The organism is Reyranella sp. (assembly GCF_004296935.1).
Lineage (GTDB): Bacteria > Pseudomonadota > Alphaproteobacteria > Reyranellales > Reyranellaceae > Reyranella.
In genome coordinates this window covers 1-20431 of record NZ_SCVH01000058.1, presented here as the reverse complement: position 1 = coordinate 20431, position 20431 = coordinate 1, and the positions used below count along the sequence as shown (strand labels likewise).

General features: G+C 65.0%; 21 protein-coding genes. 15 read left to right on the top strand and 6 right to left on the bottom strand.

What is annotated here, in order from left to right; translation table 11 throughout:
• Position 1: 1 nt before the first annotated feature.
• Positions 2-2455, top strand: coding sequence for an FAD-dependent oxidoreductase (locus tag EPO55_RS07525; RefSeq protein ID WP_296335984.1), 2454 nt, complete (start codon positions 2-4; stop codon positions 2453-2455).
• On the opposite strand, the gene EPO55_RS07520 is transcribed toward EPO55_RS07525, so the two are convergent.
• Entirely contained in the window at positions 2422-4101 is a 1680-nt protein-coding gene (locus tag EPO55_RS07520) for a Na/Pi cotransporter family protein (RefSeq protein ID WP_296335983.1), read from the bottom strand. The two genes, EPO55_RS07525 and EPO55_RS07520, sit on opposite strands and share 34 nt — an antisense overlap.
• 69 nt (positions 4102-4170) lie before the next feature.
• Positions 4171-5037, bottom strand: coding sequence for a LysR substrate-binding domain-containing protein (locus EPO55_RS07515; RefSeq protein WP_296335982.1), 867 nt, complete (start codon positions 5035-5037; stop codon positions 4171-4173).
• Positions 5038-5111: 74 nt separating this feature from the next.
• Between EPO55_RS07515 and EPO55_RS07510 the strand changes: the two genes are divergently transcribed.
• The 12 genes from EPO55_RS07510 (at position 5112) to EPO55_RS07455 (ending at position 15946) form a co-directional block, all read left to right on the top strand.
• The gene (locus tag EPO55_RS07510) at positions 5112-6266 is read left to right on the top strand and encodes a 2-aminoethylphosphonate--pyruvate transaminase (protein WP_296335980.1); all 1155 of its coding nucleotides are present in this window, start codon (positions 5112-5114) and stop codon (positions 6264-6266) included.
• Positions 6267-6278: 12 nt separating this feature from the next.
• Complete coding sequence (phnA, locus tag EPO55_RS07505; RefSeq protein ID WP_296335978.1) at positions 6279-7541, top strand: phosphonoacetate hydrolase; 1263 nt, start codon at positions 6279-6281, stop codon at positions 7539-7541.
• Complete coding sequence (phnY, locus tag EPO55_RS07500) at positions 7542-8990, top strand: phosphonoacetaldehyde dehydrogenase (RefSeq protein ID WP_296335977.1); 1449 nt, start codon at positions 7542-7544, stop codon at positions 8988-8990. It begins immediately after the preceding gene.
• A gap of 237 nt (positions 8991-9227) precedes the next feature.
• Positions 9228-9587 carry a GFA family protein gene (locus EPO55_RS07495; protein WP_296335976.1) on the top strand — a complete coding sequence of 120 codons (360 nt, stop codon included), beginning with the start codon at positions 9228-9230 and terminating at the stop codon, positions 9585-9587.
• A gap of 100 nt (positions 9588-9687) precedes the next feature.
• On the top strand, positions 9688-10377 hold the full coding sequence (locus EPO55_RS07490) for a hypothetical protein (protein WP_296335975.1): 690 nt from the start codon (positions 9688-9690) through the stop codon (positions 10375-10377).
• A complete protein-coding gene (locus EPO55_RS07485; RefSeq protein ID WP_296335974.1) occupies positions 10374-10607 on the top strand; it encodes a hypothetical protein in 234 nt (77 codons plus the stop codon). Before EPO55_RS07490 ends, EPO55_RS07485 begins: the two co-directional genes overlap by 4 nt.
• Positions 10604-10936: a hypothetical protein gene (locus tag EPO55_RS07480; protein ID WP_296335973.1), complete on the top strand. Its 333-nt coding sequence runs from the start codon at positions 10604-10606 to the stop codon at positions 10934-10936. Before EPO55_RS07485 ends, EPO55_RS07480 begins: the two co-directional genes overlap by 4 nt.
• A 29-nt stretch (positions 10937-10965) precedes the next feature.
• Positions 10966-11592, top strand: coding sequence for a hypothetical protein (locus tag EPO55_RS07475; RefSeq protein WP_296335972.1), 627 nt, complete (start codon positions 10966-10968; stop codon positions 11590-11592).
• Positions 11593-12122: 530 nt separating this feature from the next.
• On the top strand, positions 12123-12947 hold the full coding sequence (locus EPO55_RS07470; protein ID WP_296335971.1) for an isocitrate lyase/phosphoenolpyruvate mutase family protein: 825 nt from the start codon (positions 12123-12125) through the stop codon (positions 12945-12947).
• Positions 12948-12952: 5 nt separating this feature from the next.
• The gene (locus EPO55_RS07465) at positions 12953-13573 is read left to right on the top strand and encodes a hypothetical protein (RefSeq protein ID WP_296335970.1); all 621 of its coding nucleotides are present in this window, start codon (positions 12953-12955) and stop codon (positions 13571-13573) included.
• 15 nt (positions 13574-13588) lie between these two features.
• Positions 13589-14569 carry a tripartite tricarboxylate transporter substrate binding protein gene (locus EPO55_RS07460; RefSeq protein ID WP_296335969.1) on the top strand — a complete coding sequence of 327 codons (981 nt, stop codon included), beginning with the start codon at positions 13589-13591 and terminating at the stop codon, positions 14567-14569.
• 144 nt (positions 14570-14713) lie between these two features.
• Positions 14714-15946 carry an MFS transporter gene (locus EPO55_RS07455; protein WP_296335968.1) on the top strand — a complete coding sequence of 411 codons (1233 nt, stop codon included), beginning with the start codon at positions 14714-14716 and terminating at the stop codon, positions 15944-15946.
• Positions 15947-15950: 4 nt separating this feature from the next.
• Here the strand turns inward: EPO55_RS07455 and EPO55_RS07450 are convergent, their stop codons facing one another.
• Positions 15951-16283 (bottom strand): hypothetical protein, encoded by a 333-nt coding sequence (locus EPO55_RS07450; protein ID WP_296335967.1) that lies wholly within the window; start codon positions 16281-16283, stop codon positions 15951-15953.
• A gap of 93 nt (positions 16284-16376) precedes the next feature.
• Between EPO55_RS07450 and EPO55_RS07445 the strand changes: the two genes are divergently transcribed.
• Positions 16377-17879: an NAD(P)/FAD-dependent oxidoreductase gene (locus EPO55_RS07445; RefSeq protein ID WP_296335966.1), complete on the top strand. Its 1503-nt coding sequence runs from the start codon at positions 16377-16379 to the stop codon at positions 17877-17879.
• Between the two features lie 22 nt (positions 17880-17901).
• Here EPO55_RS07445 and EPO55_RS07440 read toward each other — a convergent pair whose 3' ends face one another.
• Together EPO55_RS07440 and EPO55_RS07435 are read right to left on the bottom strand one after the other, a co-directional pair.
• Positions 17902-18681 carry a fumarylacetoacetate hydrolase family protein gene (locus EPO55_RS07440; RefSeq protein ID WP_296335965.1) on the bottom strand — a complete coding sequence of 260 codons (780 nt, stop codon included), beginning with the start codon at positions 18679-18681 and terminating at the stop codon, positions 17902-17904.
• A gap of 23 nt (positions 18682-18704) precedes the next feature.
• Entirely contained in the window at positions 18705-19163 is a 459-nt protein-coding gene (locus tag EPO55_RS07435) for an ester cyclase (RefSeq protein WP_296335963.1), read from the bottom strand.
• 50 nt (positions 19164-19213) lie between these two features.
• On the opposite strand from EPO55_RS07435, the gene EPO55_RS07430 reads away from it, so the two are divergent.
• Complete coding sequence (locus EPO55_RS07430) at positions 19214-19699, top strand: MarR family transcriptional regulator (protein WP_296335961.1); 486 nt, start codon at positions 19214-19216, stop codon at positions 19697-19699.
• Between the two features lie 3 nt (positions 19700-19702).
• Here EPO55_RS07430 and EPO55_RS07425 read toward each other — a convergent pair.
• The coding region (locus EPO55_RS07425; protein WP_296335960.1) for a glycine cleavage T C-terminal barrel domain-containing protein at positions 19703-20431 on the bottom strand (729 nt) is incomplete at its 5' end.

The window sequence follows — 20431 nt, the reverse complement described above, 5'->3', positions numbered from 1 at the left end:
CATGGCACCGAATTTCCCCACCCAGGCCCGCGTCGTCATCATTGGTGGCGGCATCATGGGTTGCTCGACGGCCTATCATCTGGCCAAGCTCGGATGGAAGGACGTGGTGCTGCTCGAGCAGGGGCGGTTGAGTGGTGGCACGACCTGGCATGCCGCCGGACTCGTCGGCCAGCTCCGCAGCTACCAGAACCTGACGCGACTGATCCGCTACAGCACCGATCTCTATGCCAAGCTCGAGGCGGAGACCGGCCTCGCCACCGGCTGGAAGCAGTGCGGTTCGCTTTCGGTGGCGCGGACCGAGGAGCGCATGGTGCTGTTGCGCCGCTCGGTGGCCATGGCAAATGCCCAAGGCGTGGCTTGCGAACCGCTCACGCCCAAAGAGGCTGGCGACAAATATCCCATCATGCGGACCGACGATCTGGTGGGGGCGGTGTGGCTGCCGGGTGACGGCAAGGCCAATCCGGCCGACATCACCCAGGCGCTGGCCAAGGGTGCGCGCAATGGCGGTGTCCGCATCTTCGAGAAGACGCGCGTCACCTCGATCGACACCAAAGACGGTCGCGTCACTGGCGTGCAGACCACCGAAGGGCCGATCACCGCTGAGATCGTGGTCAACTGCGGGGGCCAGTGGGCGCGCCAGGTCGGACGCATGGTCGGAGTCACCGTGCCGCTCTATTCCTGCGAGCACATGTACATCGTCACCGAGAAGATGGAGAACGTGCCGCGCGACCTGCCGGTAATGCGCGATCCCGACGGCTACATCTACTTCAAGGAGGAGGTCGGCGGCCTCCTGATGGGCGGTTTCGAGCCCGACGCCAAGCCGTGGAACAAGGACGTCATTCCCGACGACTTCGAGTTCGGCATGCTGCCGGACGACTGGGACCAGTTCCAGATCCTGATGGACAACGCCCTGATCCGCGTCCCGGCGTTGGAGAAGACCGGCATCAAGACTTTTATGAACGGCCCCGAGAGCTTTACGCCGGACCTCAACTACATTCTGGGCGAGGCCCCGAACCTGAGAGGCTTCTTCGTCGGCGCCGGCTTCAACTCGATGGGCATTGCCAGTTCGGGTGGCGCCGGCATGGCATTGGCAGAATGGATCGTGGCCGGCGAGCCCACCATGGATCTCTGGCCGGTCGATATCCGCCGCTTTGCGGGATTCCACGGCAACGATTCCTGGCTGCGGGCGCGCGTCGCCGAGACGCTCGGCCTGCACTACAAGATGCCGTGGCCGCAGCGCGAGCAGGAGAGCGGCCGGCCTTTCCGCCGTTCGCCGCTCTATGACCGGCTCAAGGCGCGCGGCGCCTGGTTCGGCAACAAGATGGGCTGGGAACGGCCGAACTGGTTTGCCGGCACCGGAAAGTCTCCGGACATGCAGTATGGCTGGGGACGCGGCGAATGGTTCGACCATGTCGGGGCCGAGCATCGCGCTACCCGCGAGGGCGTCACGGTCGTCGACGAAACCTCGTTCGGCAAGTTCCTGGTGCAGGGCCGCGACGCCGAGAAGGTGTTGCAGCATCTCTCCGCCAATGACGTCGCCGTGCCGGTGGGCCGCACGGTCTACACCGGACTGCTGAACGACCGTGGGACCTTCGAGAGCGATCTCACCATCGCTCGCATCGCGCGTGACAAATTCATGATCGTAACCGGCTCGGCCCAGGTGACGCGCGACGCCGACTGGATCGGCCGCCACATGCCGGAGGGCGCGCATGCCACTTTGACCGACGTGACGGCGGCATGGACCGTGCTCTCGGTCATGGGGCCCTTGAGCCGTGCCCTGTTGCAGAAGGTGAGCCGCGCCGACTTTTCCAACGAGGCCTTTCCCTTCGCCACCATCCGCGAGATCGGCGTCGGCTATGCGACCGTACTCGCCTCGCGCCGCACCTACATGGGCGAACTGGGCTGGGAGCTCTATGTGCCGGTCGAGTTCGCGGTCACCGTGTTCGAGACCCTGCACGAGGCGGGCATCGAATTCGGCCTGCGCGACGCCGGCTACTACGCCGTCGACACGCTGCGCCTGGAGAAGGGCTATCGCGCCTGGGGCCGCGAGCTCACGCCCGACGACAATCCCTTCCAGGCGGGCCTCGGGTGGGCGGTGAAGCTCGACAAGCCGGGGGGCTTCATTGGCCACAAGGCGCTGGTCGAGGCCAAGGCCAAGCCGCTGATGCGACGGCTGGTATCGGTCGTGCTGGCCGACGGCGAGCCGCTGCTGTGGGGTGGCGAGGCGCTGCTGCGCGACGGCAAGCCGGTCGGTGATCTCACATCGGCCGGTTACGGCCACACGATCGGCGCGTCGGTCGGGATGGGCTATGTCAGGCGTGCGGACGGCGCGGGCATCGATGCCGCCTGGCTCGAGGGTGGCCGCTTCGAGGTCGATCTCGCCGGAAAACGCCTTGCGGCCAAGGTGTCGTTGCGCTGCCCCTACGATCCCGCCGGCGCCCGTATCAAGGGCTGAGCCTCCTTGAGGCGCGTGTCGGCCAGTTCGCCGGCGGCTTCGAGGATCGGGTAGGCGACCGACGTCAGGTGGCCGTTGATGCGCTTGAAATCGCGGATCACGTCCATGTGGATCGAGCTGGTCTCGATCGATTCCGGACGGCCCTCGCGCAGGCGCGCGTAGTGGCTGTCGGCGGCGCGCGCTTCGGCCTCGCGCATGGCGGTCTTCTCGGCGACCAGGCGGCGGGCCAGCGCGCTGTCGCGGGTGGTGAAGACGTTCAGCGCCAGGCCAAGGTTCTCCAGCACGCGGGCGTGGAAGGCCTTGAGCTCGGCCGTGCCCTCGGGTGAGAAGGCATAGCGGTTCCTGATCTTCTTGGCCGCGAGTTCCATCAGGTTCTTGTCGATGATGTCGCCGATATGCTCGAGGTTGGTCGTGAAGGTCAGGATCTCGACATAGCGCTTGCCATCCTCGTCGCCGAGTTCGTTGTGCGAGGTCTGGATGAGGTAGAGCTTGATCGCCTCGTAAAGCCGGTCGACCGCGTCGTCGGCGGCCTCGATTGCCTTCACGGCCTTGGGGTCGTTGCGCTCGAAGACATCCATCGTCTGGCGCAGCATGTCGGCGACGCGGTCGCCGAGGTTCAGCGTCTCGCGCAGTGCACAGCCCAGGGCCTCGGCGGGCGAGTCGAGGACGTTGGGGTCGAGATGGCGCGGCCTGCCGGGATCGTCGGCCACCGGCTTGTCGGGCAACAGGCGGCGGCAGGCCCAGGCGACCACGTCGATCAGGGGCAGGAACAGGATTGCCGTGGCGATGTTGAAGGCGGTGTGGAAGTTGACCGCGAGGCGCGTCGCCGAAGGATCGACCCAGGTCATGGCCTGCAGCGCCGGACCCAGGAAGGGCAGGAGGACGAGGCCCACGATGGTGCGCGTGATCAGGTTGGCGAGCGGTACGCGGCGCGCCTTCACGTCCGCGCCGGCCTGCGCCATGTAGGGCGCCAGCGCACCGCCGATATTGGCGCCGATCACCAGGGCCAATGCGAGTCTGGGCTCGACGAGGCCGCTGGCGGCAAATGACACGATCAGCAGCACGATGGACAGGCTCGAATGCACGAACCAGGTGGCGAGGATGGCCAGCACGACGGCGATCACATACTCGTCCTGCAGGCCCTGGAGCGCGGCCATGAAGGCCGGTGCGCTGCGCAGCGGCAGGGTGGCGAGCGCCAGCAGCTTCAGCGACAGCAGCATCAGGCCGAGCCCGATGGCAACGCGGCCGAGATGGCGGGCCTTCTCGGACTCGCTCGACAGGAAGGAGATCACGCCCGCGCCGATCAGCAGCGGTGACACCCAGCCGAGATCGAACGACAGCACCTGTGCCGCGATCGTGGTGCCGACGTCGGCGCCCAGCATGACGGCGAGCGCGATCGACAGCGGGATCAGGCCGCGGCCGGCGAAAGAGGAGAGCAACAGCGCCGTGGCCGTGCTCGATTGCAGCAGGCCGGTGACGGCAAGGCCGCCCGCGAAGGCGGTGAAGCGGTTGCGCGAACAGGCGGCGATGGCACGGCGTAGCGTGGCGCCAAAGGCGCGGGTCAGGCCGGTGCGGACCATGCGCACGCCCCACAGCAGCAGGGCCACGCTGCCCAGGACGTTCAGGACCGTTTCGATGCCATGCATGATCGGCGAATCCTACGCCTCGCGGCGCGTCGGTTAAAGTTTTTTGACTGTTTTGTTACGTCGATGAACTCAGGAGGCAAGCCGCGTCGCCTCGTCCATGAACGCCCGCACCAAGGCAACACGGCGGCGCTCCTGCAGACAGAGCGCATATTCGGCCACGGCGAGATCGCTGTCCGCGACGGTGATGCGCCTGAAGCGGCGGTCCTCGCCGAGCTCGCTCGCGAACACCGCGCCGACACCGAAGCCCGCCGCCACCGCCTCGCGCACGCCTTCGCGCGTTTGCACTTCGACGATGGAGCTTGGCCGGACGTCGGCCGCCGCCATCGCCTGCTCGAGCACCTCGCGGGTGATCGAGCCGCGCTCGCGCAGCACCAGCTCCTGGCCGTTGAGGGCGGCGAGGGGAGCGCGGCCTTTCTTGGCCAGCGGGTGTTTGGCCGGGGCGAACAACACCACGCGGTCGGTGTGCAGCCGGACAGCGTGCAGGCGCGGGTCCGACACGCTCTTGGCCATGACGGCGACATCGGCCTCGTGGCGCAGCAGGCGTTCGAGCACGACGGCGGAATTGTCGATCGAGAGCGCAAAGGTGAGGCCGCCTGCGCGCTTTCGCAGCGCCGCCATGATCGGCACGACATGGTGGGCCGAGTCGGCCGCGATCCGGAGGTGGCCGCGGGTCAGCGCCTGCTCGCCTGCGAGGAGGGCGCGGGCCTCGTCGTTGAGGGCAAACAGCCGCGTGGTGACGCCGTGCAGCTGCCGGCCGGTTTCGGTCGGCGTCACGCTGCGGCCGCGGCGGTCGAACAGATGCACGCCATAGGCCTTCTCCAGCGCCGTCACCTGGCCCGACAGATTGGGCTGGCTGAGGCCCGAGGCGCGAGCGGCAGCGGAGAAGGAGCCGGATTCGGCCACGAGATGGAAGGCGCGGAGCTGGGTGGGCGTCATATATGCGAAACCTATAGGTAGCATATGGAATATATACTGGACGGATAGAAGACGCGAGCCGATCATCCCGCCTCATGACAGCCAAGAAACCTGCCGCCTCCGAAACCGGCGATCCGCTGCTGCTGACGCCGGGCCCGCTCACCACCTCGGCCAGCGTGAAGCAGGCCATGGTCCACGACTGGGGCTCGCGCGACGCGGGCTTCCTTGCCATCAACAAGATGGTGCTCGACAGGATCGTCGAGCTGGCCGGTGCCCAGGGATCTCACGTCACCGTGCCGGTGCAGGGCTCGGGCACCTTCGCCGTCGAGGCGATGATCACCTCCTTCGTGCCGAAAGCAGGCAAGCTGCTGGTCCTCATCAACGGCGCCTACGGTCAGCGTGCCTTGAAGATCGCCCAGATCGCCGGCCGCGCCACGGCTTCGCTCGAGACGCCTGAGGACACGCCGCCAGACCTTGGCAGACTCGAGAAGATGCTGGCCGACGACAAGGCCATCACCCACGTCTTTGCCGTCCATTGCGAGACAACCTCGGGCATCCTCAATCCCATCGCCGAGGTTGCCGCCATCGTGGCCAAGGCCGGCCGCCGCTTGCTGGTCGATTCGATGAGTGCCTTCGGCGCCCTAGAGATCGATGCCCGCAAGATCCATTACGATGCGCTGGCCGCTTCCTCGAACAAGTGCCTCGAAGGCGTGCCGGGCCTGGGCTTCGTGGTCTGCCGCAACACCGCGCTCGCCGAATGCAAGGGCAACGCCACCACCCTGGTGCTCGACCTGTTCGACCAGGCCGAGGCCTTTGCCCGCACCGGCCAGTACCGCTTCACGCCGCCGATCCACGTCATCGTGGCGCTGGGCAAGGCGATCGAGGAGCATGCGGCCGAGGGCGGCGTCGCCGGCCGCGGCAAGCGCTACCGCGACAATGCCAAGGTGCTGATCGACGGCATGCGCGCCATGGGCTTCCAGACCCTGCTGCCCAACGATCTGCAGGCGCCGATCATCGTCACCTTCCACATGCCGACCGATCCCAAGTTCGTCTTCCAGCGCTTCTATGACGGGCTGAAGGACCGCGGCTACGTGATCTATCCCGGCAAGCTCACGGTGGCCGATTCCTTCCGCATGGGCTGCATCGGCCGCCTCTACCCTGAGCATATGAAGGGTGCCCTCGCGGCCGTCCGTGAGGTGCTGGACGAATTGCGAGTCAGCAACGGCGGCCCCGCGCTGGCGGCGGAGTAGGAGAGTACGCACATGGCACCCGACAGCATCAACACTGTGGGCGGCGAGATCGCCGTCAACGGCCGCACCTATCGTCTGCCCAAGCAGCCCGTCGTCGTGGTCTGCATCGACGGCTCCGAGCCCGGCTATATCGAGCGTGCCGTCGAGGCAGGCCGGGCGCCGTGGTTCGCCAAGGTGCTCAAGCAGGGGACCAGCCTGATCGGCGATTGCGTCGTTCCCTCCTTCACCAATCCCAACAATCTCTCGATTGTCACCGGCCGGCCGCCCGCCGTGCACGGCATCAGCGGCAACTACTTCCTCGATCCCGACAGCGGGAAAGAGGTGATGATGAACGACCCCAAGTTCCTCAGGGTCGAAACGCTGTTTCCGGCCTTCCAGCGCGCGGGCCTGCGCATCGCCGTCGTCACCGCCAAGGACAAGCTGCGTGGCCTTCTCGGCAAGGGGCTCGAACTCGGTGCGGGCAAGGCTTGCAGTTTCTCCTCGGAGAAGTCGGACAAGGCCACGCTCAGCGAGAACGGCATCGAGAACGTCAATGCCCTGGTCGGCATGGATGTGCCCGATGTCTACAGCGCCCAGCTCTCCGAGTTCGTCTTCGCCGCGGGCGTCAAGCTGATGGAACGCGACCGGCCGGAGATCATGTATCTGTCGACCACTGACTACATCCAGCACAAGCACGCGCCGGGTACCCCCGTCGCCAACGACTTCTACGCCATGATGGATGGCTACATGGCCAAGCTCGACGCCATGGGCTGCACCATCGTGCTGACGGCCGACCACGGCATGAACGCCAAGTTTGGCCAGGACGGCCAGCCCGACGTCCTCTATCTCCAGGACCTGTTCGACAAATGGCTGGGCACCGACAAGGCCCGCGTCATCCTGCCGATCACCGATCCCTACGTCGTCCACCATGGCGCGCTGGGCTCCTTTGCCGTCGTCTACCTGCCGGCCGGCGCCTCGCCCCAGGAGTGGGCCGCCAAGGTGAAGGCGCTGCCCGGCATCGAGGCCGCGCTCACCAAGGAAGAGGCCGCCGCCCGCTTCGAGCTGCCGGCCGATCGCCTGGGCGATCTCATCATCGTCTCGACCAAGCACAAGGTGCTGGGCACTTCGGCCAGTCGACATGATCTCTCGGGCCTCACCGAACCGCTGCGCAGCCACGGCGGCGTCTCCGAGCAGAAGGTGCCGCTGATCTGCAACCGCAAGCTCGCCAACGGCACCTCCTCGCGTCACTGGCGCAACTTTGACGCTTTCGATCTCGCTCTCAATCTGGTGGCCTGAATGGATACGATGGTTCGCGGTGACGTGCGGCACGAGTACCTCCGCATTGCCGGCAAGAAGGTCGAGACCAAGGCGCGCCTCGAAGTGCGCTTCCCCTGGGACAACCGCCTCGTCGGCACCGTGCCGCGCGCCACGCCCGAACTCGTGGCGCAAGCCTTTCAGATCGCCCACGACTACAAACCCAAGCTCACGCGCTATCAGCGCCAGCAGATCCTGTTCAAGACCGCTGAGCTGCTGGTCGCCCGCAAGGAAGAACTCTCCCGTCTCATCACTCTCGAGTCGGGTCTTTGCCTGAAGGACTCGCTCTACGAGGTCGGTCGCGCCTACGACGTCTTCACCTTCGCGGGCCAGCTCTGCCTGTTCGACGATGGCCAGACCTTCTCCTGCGATCTGACCCCGCATGGCAAGCCGCGCAAGATTTTTACGCTGCGCCAGCCGCTCAATGCCATCAGTGCCATCACGCCCTTCAATCATCCGCTCAACATGGTGGCGCATAAGCTCGCGCCCGCCTTCGCCACCAACAACTGCGTGGTCCTGAAGCCCACCGAACTGACTCCGCTCACGGCGCTGTTCCTGGCCGACACGCTCTACGAGGCGGGCCTGCCACCGGAGATGCTCTCGGTCATCACCGGCAATCCCTCCGACATCGGCGATGCCATGATCGTCGACCCGCGCGCCGACCTCATCACCTTCACGGGCTCGGTCCGGGTCGGCAAATACATCGCCGACAAGGCCGGCTACAAACGCATCGTCCTCGAACTGGGCGGCAACGACCCGCTGATCGTCATGGAGGACGCCGACCTCGACAAGGCGGCCGACCTCGCCGTCGCCGGCGCCACCAAGAACTCGGGCCAGCGCTGCACCGCGGTGAAGCGCATCATCGTCGTCGACAAGGTGGCCGACGCCTTCGTCGAGCGTGTGCTGGCTAAGGCGAAGAAACTGAAAGCCGGCGATCCACTCGATCCCGAGACCGACGTCGGCACCGTGATCCACGAACGCGCCGCCACGCTGTTCCAGAACCGCGTGAGCGAGGCGGTCGCCAAGCACGGCGCCAAGCTGCTGCACGGCAACGACCGCCGCGGCGCGCTGTTTCCGCCCACCGTCGTCGACCACGTCGATCCCGCCTGTGAACTTGTCCGCGAAGAAACCTTCGGCCCGGCCATCCCGATCATCCGGGTGAAGGACATCGACCACGCCATAAGAGTGTCCAACGGCACCGCCTATGGTCTCTCCTCGGGTGTCTGCACCGACCGCCTCGACTACATCACCCGCTTCGTCGACGAGCTGCAGGTCGGCACGGTGAACATCTGGGAGGTCCCGGGCTATCGCATCGAGATGTCGCCCTTCGGCGGCATCAAGGATTCGGGCCTAGGCTACAAGGAAGGCGTGCTGGAAGCGATGAAGAGTTTTACCAACGTGAAGACTTGGTCTCTTCCCTGGCCAGGCTAGGCACCTCCACGACCTGTGGAGGTCCAATGTCCCACGCTTCGTCCTCTAATCGCTTGAAAATATTCTGAAATCCTCCCTCGGCTGATGACGGTCGATGCGCGGCAGAAGCGTGCATTTTCAAGAATAGGATCCCGCACTGCCCGGCGGACAGGGCTGTTCGTTTGCGGAAGGGGCTGGCTTGCGCATCAAAAAGAACATATAGAGAACATGGATAAAATTCAAGCCCAGGAGGAACGCATGGCCGAGCCGAAGACCTATTCCGGAAGCTGCCATTGCGGCGCCGTCGCGTATGACGTCGAGCTGGACGTTTCGGGCGCGCTGAAATGCAATTGCTCGATCTGCCATAGGCTTGGCGCGGTGTGGGCCTTCGCGCCGCGCACGTCGTTCAAGCTCAAGGCCGGTGATACCAAGCTCGGCGATTACCAGTTCGGCAAGAAGTCGCTGCACCACCGCTTCTGCACGTCGTGTGGCAACGAGGCGTTCGCTGAAGGCAAGATGCCCGACGGCACGCCGACGGTCGGTATCAACCTGCGCTGCATCGAAGCCATCGATATCGACAAACTATCTCCCAAGATGTGGGACGGCCGCAACATGTAGCGTTTCAACGTGCACACACTCACCGCTATGTGTTCTGTCTAGCATACCAAGAGTATAATACTGGGGCTGAAGTGCACATGAAGGTAGTGGGGACAGCGCAATGGCGACTGACGAAACGCCTCACAGCGTAGCGCTGAAGAAGCTTCTCGAAAAAGCTAAGGACACAATCTCCGTTGAGGAGCTGAACGAACGCCTTGATGGCTTGGTCAATGGCGACCGCACGCAGGCGGAGATTGACGACTATCGCCTCCACCGAGGCACGGTGAAAAAGCTGACCGATGAGATTTTTCCGGTCAGCCGGCTATTGCGGTATCGGCGCATCAAGAATGGGCTCGTGTCGTTTCCGCTCGATAGTCACGTGCCCGACGCCTGGCTCACACGTAAAGGGTCGAAGGTTGGGATCGAGGTCACGATCTCCCAAGGCGTTGCACGTAATGTCCTCGGCAATAAGCTCGTTAAGGCAAAGGGCGCGGTGGGCGGCTACTCCGGTTTGCAAGACGATGCAAAAAAGAAGGCCATAAAGGCAGCCGCGAAAAGCGAGCGCGCGATGTACTCGACGAAAGAAGCTCAAGCCTCCGTCGAAAAAGGAATCCTTGCCTGCCTAAAGAAGAAAAATGCCAAGAAGTATGCGGGCATGACACTGCTTATCGAGGCCCCGCTCGGCTCGCTTCCCTTTAAGCGGTGGAAGCCGCTTGTGCCGCGTCTGAAAAAGGCTGCGAAGGATATGCCATTCTCGCAAATCTACGTGGTGTCGAAGTCGGACAAGGTTATGGGTATGAGAATCAAATGAGCAATATCCTCACTTCCATAGGACTCGTGCTCGACATCGTCGGCGCGGTGACGGTCGCCTGGGTCATTATCGCGTCACGCAAGAAAGCGCGGGAGCTGTCAACGCCGAACTGGGACTTCAACGAAGCACAATTCAATGACCGGCTCGCACAAGCGACGGCCACAACGTGGGGGCTTGTTGCGTTAGTGCTCGGCTTTCTGCTTCAACTGGCGGGCGTCTGGGTGAAATGAAAGCGCCGTCTGAACTTGTGCTCTTCGGCGTATTAGTCGCCGTTGCTGGATGGCTAGCAGCTAAAGGTGAGTTTGCTGGCGCCGTAGTCGCTGCGCTCCTATCAGCAGCCTTCCTGGCCGACTTCCTCAGAGACTACTGCAAGGAAATGAAGATAGCTCAAAAATGGCGACTGGATCGCTGGAACGCCTTGCAGGAACTAGAGCGAAAGTATCGTGCGGAGGTTTACGGCCGAGTGCCGCCGAAGCTTGATCAATTGAATGACCGGATACGGGACGCAGAAAAGCGTGCCGCTGCAGAAATCCAGGAGCGCTTTGGTCCTTTGCCCTAGGCGCTCGAAGCTAGTCGGGGGATGTTCACATGCGTGGGTGGCTTCTAAGGGGGTTCGTCGCATTGTCGCTTATTGCGACCAATGTTGAAGCGTCCGGACAGCCCAAGATCGAGGAGCGGTGTGGCGATGTAATGGACATGATGCGCTACGCTTTGCAGGGCGTGCGGGCGGAGAATTCCAGCTTCTCACTCAAGCGCAATAAAGAAACCTATCACATGCTGATGGCATCAAAGGTCGATCCCGCAAAGAGCCGCGACGGTCGCCTTTACGCTCCATGGCGACTTCTCGAACGGCAAGGTGAGAGCACAAATTACTGCGTGGTCGGATCGGGCGAATGGGTCGAAGCACTCGCCAGCTTGCATATGGCTAATCCTCGTCTGAAATACGGGATGCCGGGCTCAGGCCATCAACGATGTGCGAACACTAATGATGTAATGGACAACATTGATGTTCGGATGTGGGCCAACAAGGAACTGGGTGATAGCTTCACGCTCTTTCTGTATTCCGACATTGGCACGAAGGATTACACGTTTCTGATGACTGATAGGCATTGGGTGCTGCTCGACCAAACCAAGGGGCAGAAGCCTGTAACGTGCTACTTCGCTCGCGGGGACGACCTCACAATACACAAAGACTTTAAGATGCCTCCTCGATAGCACATGCTCATGATCGAGGAAGCAAAACGAAAGCAGCCGCACTTGGAGCTCTCACATGCGGTGCGGTCCGCTTTACGCGAGAGTGCGACGAATGAACAAATGATGAGTGTGGCGAGCCGACTAGTTGCACTCACAAATCTGCTGCTCTTACGGCCCGAACTTCAGCGTAGCGCAACAGATGTGGGGGCTATTGTTGACCTTCCGGTCTTGAAAGTTGCAGCCCACGCTCCTCTCTTTCAGGCCAGTCGCCCAGCTTTATTGATGTTCGAGTTGGGCAGCTTCCTTGCGGTCTTGTCCGAGGAAAGCCCGCCAACGGCCTAGACATCAGGGAGCCGTTTATCGTTCCGTGAGAGGAGAAGCGGCTGCGTTTTCTCGGGCGGATGGAAACCGCCGGCTCCCTTGGCTAAGTTGGGGGAAGCCAAGTAGGGGTATCCTCAAGATAACGCCGTTGCGTCGACGCGTTTGACGTGGACAATCTACCATTGCGCCCGGTCGCCGAGCGCGGTTCGCATTCGTAGGGGAAACGTCAGATGAGCGTCAGTCAGGCCGACAAGGCCAAGAAATTGCGTGCCCTGCACGAGGCGCCGCGCGCCTTCGTCATTCCCAACCCGTGGGACGCGGGTTCGGCCCGCCTGCTGGCCGGCCTCGGCTATGAGGCGCTGGCGACGTCGAGCGGCGCCAAGGCCGGCGTGCTGGGCAAGCGCGACGGCAAGGTCACGCGCGAGGAAGCGCTGGCCAATGCGCGCGCGATCGCCGAGGCGGTGGACGTGCCGGTGATCGGCGATCTCGAGAAGGGCTTTGGCGACTCACCCGATGCTGCCGCCGAGACCATCCGGCAGGCGGCCGGTGTCGGCCTGGTCGGCGGCTCGATCGAGGATGCGACCGGCAACAAGGACAAGGCGTTGTTCGATATCGGCGCGGCCGCCGAGCGCGTGGCCGCGGCATCGAAGGCCGCGCGTGCGCTGCCGTTCGCCTTCGTGCTGACTGCCCGCGCCGAGGGTTTCTTGCGCGGCAGTCCCGACCTGGACGACGTGATCAAGCGCCTGCAAGCCTTCGAGGCCGCCGGTGCCGACGTGCTGATGGCACCTGGCCTGCCCGATCTCGCGGCGGTGAAGAAGGTGTGCAGCTCGCTCAAGAAGCCGTTCAACTTCATGGCCGGCATCAAGGGCAAGTCGTTCAGCGTGGCCGAGCTCGAAGCCGCGGGCGTCAAGCGCATCAGCCTCGCTACCTCGCTCTACCGCGCGGCCATGACCGGGCTGCTCGATGCCGCCAAGGAAGTGAAGGAGAAGGGCACGTTCGGCTATATCGACCATTCGATACCGACGCCAGATCTCAACGCTTTCATGAAGGAATAAGGGGCTTGCTGACCGACGAGGAAAAGAAGCGGCTTGCGGCCGAGGAACAGTTCCGTCATGCCGTACGCGCGGAATTGGCGGCACAGATTGAGCCGCCGCCCGCACCAGAACCGCCGCCACCGCCGGCAAAGCACAAGCGGGTGCTCGAGTTCTTCAACAGCTCGCTCGGGATGTGGCTTCTGTCATCGGTCCTCCTGACCGGCGGCGCCGCCGTCATCCAGCAGATCCAGCACAGTCACGAGATCGCGCAACAGCACCGGCAGGCCAGGCTCACGCACCGCTTCGAGATCGAGCACCGCCTCGACACCATGTCGTTCAAATTGCGGCGCGCCAGGACGGTTGGCGAAGCCAAGGAGGCGCTCGATCCCATCTTCAAGAGTTCCGTACCGCTCACGCCTGAATTGCAGAATCGGACCCTGGGCTCGCTTTATCTGGCCCTTCAACCGTTGCTGGCAGGCAGCGAGCGCCAAAAGGCCAAGCAGGCGTTGACGCTGGTCAAACGGCTCGAAGAAGCCGAGCTGGGTCTGCATTCGTCGCCGGACGACCGGCTACTCACCACAGAGCAGCGCAACCAGATCATGAAAGTGATTACATCGATCCACGAGCTAGAGCTTGCTCACTCCTGAAACCGGGGAAACGTCATGACCATCCTGTCCCGCCGTCTCGTCCTCTCGGCTTCGGCCGTCGTGCTGCTGCCGTCAGCGCTGCGTGCCCAGGCGCAGGCCTGGCCCACCCGGCAGATCCGCGTGATCGCGCCCTATCCACCGGGCGGCGGCGTCGACACGGTATCGCGCGCCTTCTCCGAGAAGGTCTCGGCCAGGCTCGGGCAGACCATGGTGGTCGACAACCAGCCCGGCGCCGGCGCCACCATCGGCGCGGCGGCGCTCGCCCGCAGCACACCCGATGGCTACACGATGATGGTGGGCAGTCTGGTCGACTATTCGATCGCACCGTTCTTCCACAACAACCTCAGCTTCGATATGGCGAGGGACTTCGTGCCGGTTCTCGAGATCGGCAACGGCACCATCGGCGTGCTGGTGACGCCCAGCCTGCCGGTGAAGAATGTCCAGGAGCTGATCGCGCTCGCCAAGAAGGAGCCGGGCAAGCTCTCCTACGCGTCCTCCGGCGTCGGCGGCCTGATCCATCTCAACTACGAGATGCTGAAGCAGATGACCGGTGCGGAGATGACCCACGTTCCCTACAAGGGCACGTCGTTCTTCCAGGCCGATCTCTACGAGGGGCGGGTGCAGGTCTCGATCGACAATGTGCTGGCCCACCTGCCGCACATCGCCTCGGGCAAGGTGCGCTGCCTCGCCGTCACCTCGAAGACGCGCTCGCCGCTGCTGCCCGAGGTGCCGACCATGGCGGAGGCGGGCCTGCCCGGCTTCGAATCGGCCACCAACTACACGCTGTTCGTACCCAAGGGCACCCCCGGAGAAGTCGTGGCCAAGCTGAACGCCGCCGGAAACGAGGCGGTGAAGGATGCCGACTTCCGCGAGCGCATGCTGAAGCTCGGCATCGTGACGACCGGCAGCACGCAGCCCGAGGCCCAGGCCAAGATGGCCTCCGAGATCAAGCGCTGGAGCGATGTCATCCAGAAGGGCAACATCAAGCCGTCGTGAGGTCGGTGAGCCACACAAACCTCACCTTGAGGAGCAGCCGCAGGCTGCGTCTCGAAGGGTGGGACCAGTCTTGGCGTTGCCATGCTTCGAGACGCCACGCTTCGCGCGGCTCCTCAGCATGAGGAGTGTGGGTAGCGCCGGCTGATGGCCTCACGCGTGTTCTACGGCTGGCGGGTGGTTGCAGCCTGCTTCGTCATCGCGGCCTGCGCCTGGTCCCTGGGCCTGTTCGGATCGAGCGTCTATCTGCAGGCGGTCACCGCCGCGCATGGCTGGCCGGTGGCCGACGTCGCGATGGCCATCACGCTGTTCTTCCTGGTGAGTGCTGCCGCCCAGCGGCCGGTCGGCCGCGGCATCGACCGCTGGGGGCCGCGGCCCGTGCTGCTGCTCGGTGTGGCCTGCATGACGTCAGGCGTGGCGCTGATCGGACAGGTCTCGGCGCCGTGGCAACTCTATCCCAGCTTCGTGCTGCTGGGCGTGGGCTGGTCGACGCTGTCGATGACGGGCATCACGACGACGGTGGCGCCGTGGTTCGAGCGGCACCAGGGCCGATCGATGACCCTCGCCATCATGGGCGCCAGCGTTGGCGCCATCGCCGGCGTGCCGCTGCTGTTGCTGGTCATCGCCGGACTTGGACTGGGACCGGGCCTGATTGCGGCAGGCGTCGTCGTCGCGGTCCTGCTGGTGCCGCTGATATGGCGCGTACTGCGCTTCCGCGGACCGGCGGATATCGGCTTGCAGCGCGATGGCCATGTGCCCGCCGCCACTGCAGAGACCGTCGTGCTGACCCCTCCGATCGCCACGTCCGCGAACAGCCGCCTGTTGCTCTGGAGCGCCGCGGCGGCCTTCGCGCTGGGGCTCACCGTGCAGATCGGCTTCATCACCCATCACGTGGCCCTGGCCGAGCCGCTGCTGGGCACGGCGGGCGCGGGGCTGCTGGTGAGCGCCACGGGTGTCACGGCGTTCGTGGGTCGCCTCATCCTGGCCCGCATCGTGGACGGCGTGCACGTGCGGCATCTGGCCTGTTCCGTGATGGTGGCGCAGTCGGCGGCCCTGCTGGCCATCGCCGTCTGGCCGACGGTGCCGGTCCTGATCGCGGCCAGCCTCGTCTATGGCTATGGCATCGGCCATGTCACCACGCTGGGTCCGGTGGTGGTGCGGCGCGAATTCGGGGCGGTCGCGTTCGGCGCCACCTACGGGGCGGCGGCTACAGTCATCCAGTTCACCTCGGCCTTCGGGCCGGCGCTGTTCGGCTTCCTGCGCGATGGCTTCGGCGGCTACGCGCCCGGGCTCGTCATCGCGGCGGCGGTCACGATGAGCGGCTGCCTGGCCTTGTTGATCGGCGGTGAAATCGGAAAGCGCGGGGGCGCGCCGGCCTGAGGCGTCAGCGGCAGACGAGGCCGTCGGGCGCCTTCCGGTTGCGGTCGACGTCGTACATGCCTTTGACGTAGGCGTTCTTCCTGAGCTTGCCCTTGACCTCGATCGCATTGCCCTGCTTGCACGGCGGATCGCTCGAGAAGGCGACCAGGCCGAAGTCGCAGCCCGTCTTCCTGTCGGTGAAGAAGATCACGCCGATGCCGGCGACCTTGTCGATGGTGCCGGCGAGGGTCACGTCCTGACCCTCGAGATTGTCGCAGGAGCCGGCCGCCGCCGCCTCGCCTGACAGGCCGAGAACGAACGACAGCGCGACTGTCGATACCGCAAGCGCTTTGAACATGGCCTCGCTTCCCCACACCGGGATCACTGACAAGAATACGCCGACTTGCAGGGGAGGTGAAGAGGGGCGGGGTTGCGTCAGTGGACGGAGTCGATGATGGTTGCAGCCATGGATGCGCTTCACGTTTCTGCCCATGAATCTGCAGGGATCGAGCACTTCGACGTGCTGATCGTCGGCGCCGGACTCTCCGGCATCGGCGCCGCCTGGCATCTCCAGAAGAATTGCCCGAACAAGAGTTACGCCATCGTCGAGGCGCGCGCGGCGAGCGGCGGGACCTGGGACCTGTTCCGCTATCCCGGCGTCCGCTCCGACTCCGACATGTACACGCTGGGCTATCGCTTCCGGCCGTGGAAGGACGCCAAGGCGATCGCCGACGGGCCGTCGATCCTGTCCTACATCCGCGAGGTCGCGAGCGACCACGGCATCGATCGTAAGATCAGGTATCAGCATCGCGTCGTGGGCGCCTCGTGGTCGACGCCCGACGCGAAATGGACGGTCGAGCTGGAGCGCGGGCCGGACAAGGAGCGCGTGTTCATTTCCTGCGGCTTCCTGTGGATGTGCAGCGGCTACTACCGCTACGAGAAGGGCTATGTGCCGGAGTTCGCCGGCATCGACGGCTACAAGGGCAGGGTGGTGCATCCGCAGCACTGGCCCGAGGCTCTCGACTATGCGGGCAAGAAGGTCGTGGTGATCGGCAGCGGCGCCACCGCCGTCACGGTCGTGCCGTCGATGGCGGAAACCGCCGGGCACGTCACCATGCTGCAGCGCTCGCCCACCTACGTGGTGGCGCGGCCGGCGCAGGATCCGATCGCCAACAAGCTCCGGCGCCGCCTGCCGCTAAAACTCGCCTACATGCTGACGCGCTGGAAGAACGTCCTGCTCGGCATGTATTTCTATCAGATGTGCAAGCGCAAGCCGGAGAAGGTGAAGGGCCTGATCCTGGGCGGCGTGCGTCAGATGCTGGGGCCGGACTACGACGTCGATACGCACTTCACGCCGCGTTACAACCCGTGGGACCAGCGGCTCTGCCTGGTGCCCGACGCCGACCTGTTCCGCGCCATCCGCAAGAAGAAGGTGTCGGTGGTTACCGATCAGATCGAGACCTTCACCGAAGCGGGCATCAAGCTGAAGTCGGGCGCCGCACTCGAGGCCGACATCGTCGTGATGGCGACCGGCCTCGTGCTGCAGCCGCTGGGTGGCGCCGGGCTCGTCGTCGACGGTAAGCCGGTGAATCCGCCCGAGACCATGATCTACAAGGGCATGATGTACTCGGACGTGCCCAACCTCGCCTCGGTGTTCGGCTACACCAACGCCTCGTGGACGCTGAAGGCCGACCTCGTTTGCGAATACGTCTGCCGGCTTCTGAACCACATGGACCGTACGGGCAGCCGTCAGGCGACCCCACGCAACGACGATCCGACCTTGACCGAGGAGCCGTGGGTCAATTTCTCCTCGGGCTACATCCAGCGTGCGCTGCCACACCAGCCCAAGCAGGGCAGCAAGCGGCCGTGGAAGCTCTACCAGAACTACGCCCTCGATCTCGTCAGCCTGCGCTATGGCTCGGTGAAGGACCGGGCGATGGTGTTCACGAAGTAGTCTGCCAGGAGCGCGTGCTCAGCTATGAGAACGCGACCGTGACCGAGCCGAACGGGCCGAAGTCGGCGACGTAGGTCTCGCCCCGCTTGGGCGCCAGCATGCCCGTCAATGTGCCGGTGCTCACCATCTGGCCGGCCTTCATCCCGACGCCGGTGCGCGAGAGTTCGTTGGCGAGCCAGGTGAGCGGCGCCATCGGATGGTCGAGCAACGCCGCCGCCGTGCCTTGGCGGCGGAGGCGGCCGTTGCAGGAGAGCGTCACTTCCTGGCCCGCGATGTCGCGTTTCTTCCAGTCGACGATGGCGGGGCCGTAGATGATCGTGCCGGAGCCGGCGCCGTCGGCCAGGATGGCGGGCAGCGGCGGGAAGGCCGCGTCGTGGAGGAAGCGGCATTCCGCCAGCTCGAGGCCGGGATGCAGCGAGGCGACGGCTTCCGTCACCTCGTCCTGGCTATAAGGTTTTGCGCGCGGCGGCAGATCGGCGCCGAGCCTGGCCTGGTATTCGACCTCAGGAATGGGGCTCGCGAGCGTCGCATGCACGACGGTGACCGGCGTTTCCTTCACGAAGAAGGTGCGGCCGTAGATCGGCGAGTCGGTGCGCAACTGCTGCTGCAACTCCGCCTTGAAGGCCGCGATCTTCCAGCCCAGCACCGGCCAGCCCAGCTCGTCGGCGACTAGGCCGGCGACCTTGTAGGCGGTGGCCTTGTCGGGTGGCACGAGATGGGTGGCGAGGCCGCTCTGGCCGCGATGTTCGCGGCGGAGCGAGGCGAGGAGACGGGCGAGTTCCCGTTGTGCGGAAGTGTCCATCGATGTTCTTTAGCAGGAATCACTCACGCCGCCGCACGGTATGGCAGGCCGCTCAAGGCCTGGATCGGCTCGCCGCCGATCTGGCGCAGCAGCGAGGCGAGGTCGTAGTGGAAGCCCTCGCTCAACATCAGCCCGTCCCTAAAACCCAAAACCACGACGAAGGGAATGATCACGGGCCGCTTTGTCGGCGCGAGGCCGAGGAAGGGGCCGACATGGTGGCCGCGCCAGGTCGCCTCGCCGATATAGCCGTCGTCGTCGGTCCAGGCGGCGATCTGGCCCGGCTCGCGCTTTACCGTGACGTCGAAGGTGGTCCACCATTGGCGGTAGTGGGCGGCGGCGCCGTCGCGGCCGTGCCAGACCTGGCCGGTGGCGTGGTCCTCGAAGCGGCACTCCGGGTGCAGCGTGGCCAGCGTCGCTTCCAGGTTCTGGGCGTTCTCGGCTTCGACATGGCGGCGCACGAGGGCGGCGAGTTCTAGGTTCATGGCTCCGGCTCCTGTATATTCGATATCTGACAACATATAAGAAGGCTGATATGAATCGCAAGGCGAGATCCCAGGCCGGGCCGGCCATCCCGCGCCCCGGCGAGGGCAAGCGGGGTCCGGAGGGCCACCTGGGCTACCTGGTGCGCCAGGCCAACGTCGCGGTGCGGGCGGCCATGGAGCGGGCGCTGGCCGATCTCGACGCCACGCCGGCGCAGTTCGCGGTGCTGACCATGATCGTGGCCTATCCCGGCGTCTCGGGCGCGGCGTTGGCCCGGCTCACCTTCCTGACGCCGCAGACCATCAACGTGATCGTGCGCAACCTCGAGAGGGGCGGCGCCATCCAGAAGTCGGCCGACGCGGTCCACGGCCGCATCCTGCGGCTGCAGGCGACACCCAAGGGCCAGGCGCTGCTGAAGCGCTGCCGGGTCAGGGTCATGGAGGTCGAGGACCAGCTCAACAGGCTGGCCGGCAAGGAGGAGGAGCGCGTGATCCGGCGCTGGCTCAGCACTGTGGCGGAGACGCTGTCGCTGCGCTGAGCCTCAGGCGAGGATCTTCTTCCGCTCGGGATCGACGGCGGCGCCGGGAATGCGTGTCGCGGCATGGCGCTGGGTGAAAGCCTCGATCTCGTAGTCGGCGTGGCCGGCCTCTTCCGCCGCCACGTAGCCGAAGGCCACGGCCTTGCCGATCGTGTGACCCCAGCCGGCGCTCGATGTGACGCCCAGCACCTTGCCGTCGCGCCGGATCGCCTCGCCGCCGTAGAGCTGCACGGGCGCATCGACCAGCAAGGTGATCAGGCGGCGCTTCGGGCCGGCAGCCTTGGCTTTCTCGAGGGCGGCGCGGCCGATGAAGTCGGATTTCTTCTTGAGCGACACGGCGAAGCCCAGCCCGGCTTCGTAGGGCGTGTAGTCGGGCGTGATGTCGCTGCCCCAGTAGAGATAGCGCTTCTCCAGCCTGAGCGAATCGATGGCGCGGTAGCCGGCATCAGCCAGGCCGAATTCCCGGCCGGCGGCGGAGATCTGCTCGTAGACATGGGCAGCATATTCGGTCGGCAGGTGCAGCTCCCAGCCCAGCTCGCCGAGATAGGTGACGCGGAGCGCCAGCACCGGGGCGTAGCCGATGCGCAGGCTGCGCGCCGTCATGTAGGGGAAGGCCTCGTTGCCGACATCGCCGTCGGCCACCTTCTCCAGGATGCGGCGCGCAGCCTGCGCATCGGCTACGCCCCGGTGCTGGCGCTCCGCGTCACCTATCTCGGCGAGCTGGGCTGGGAG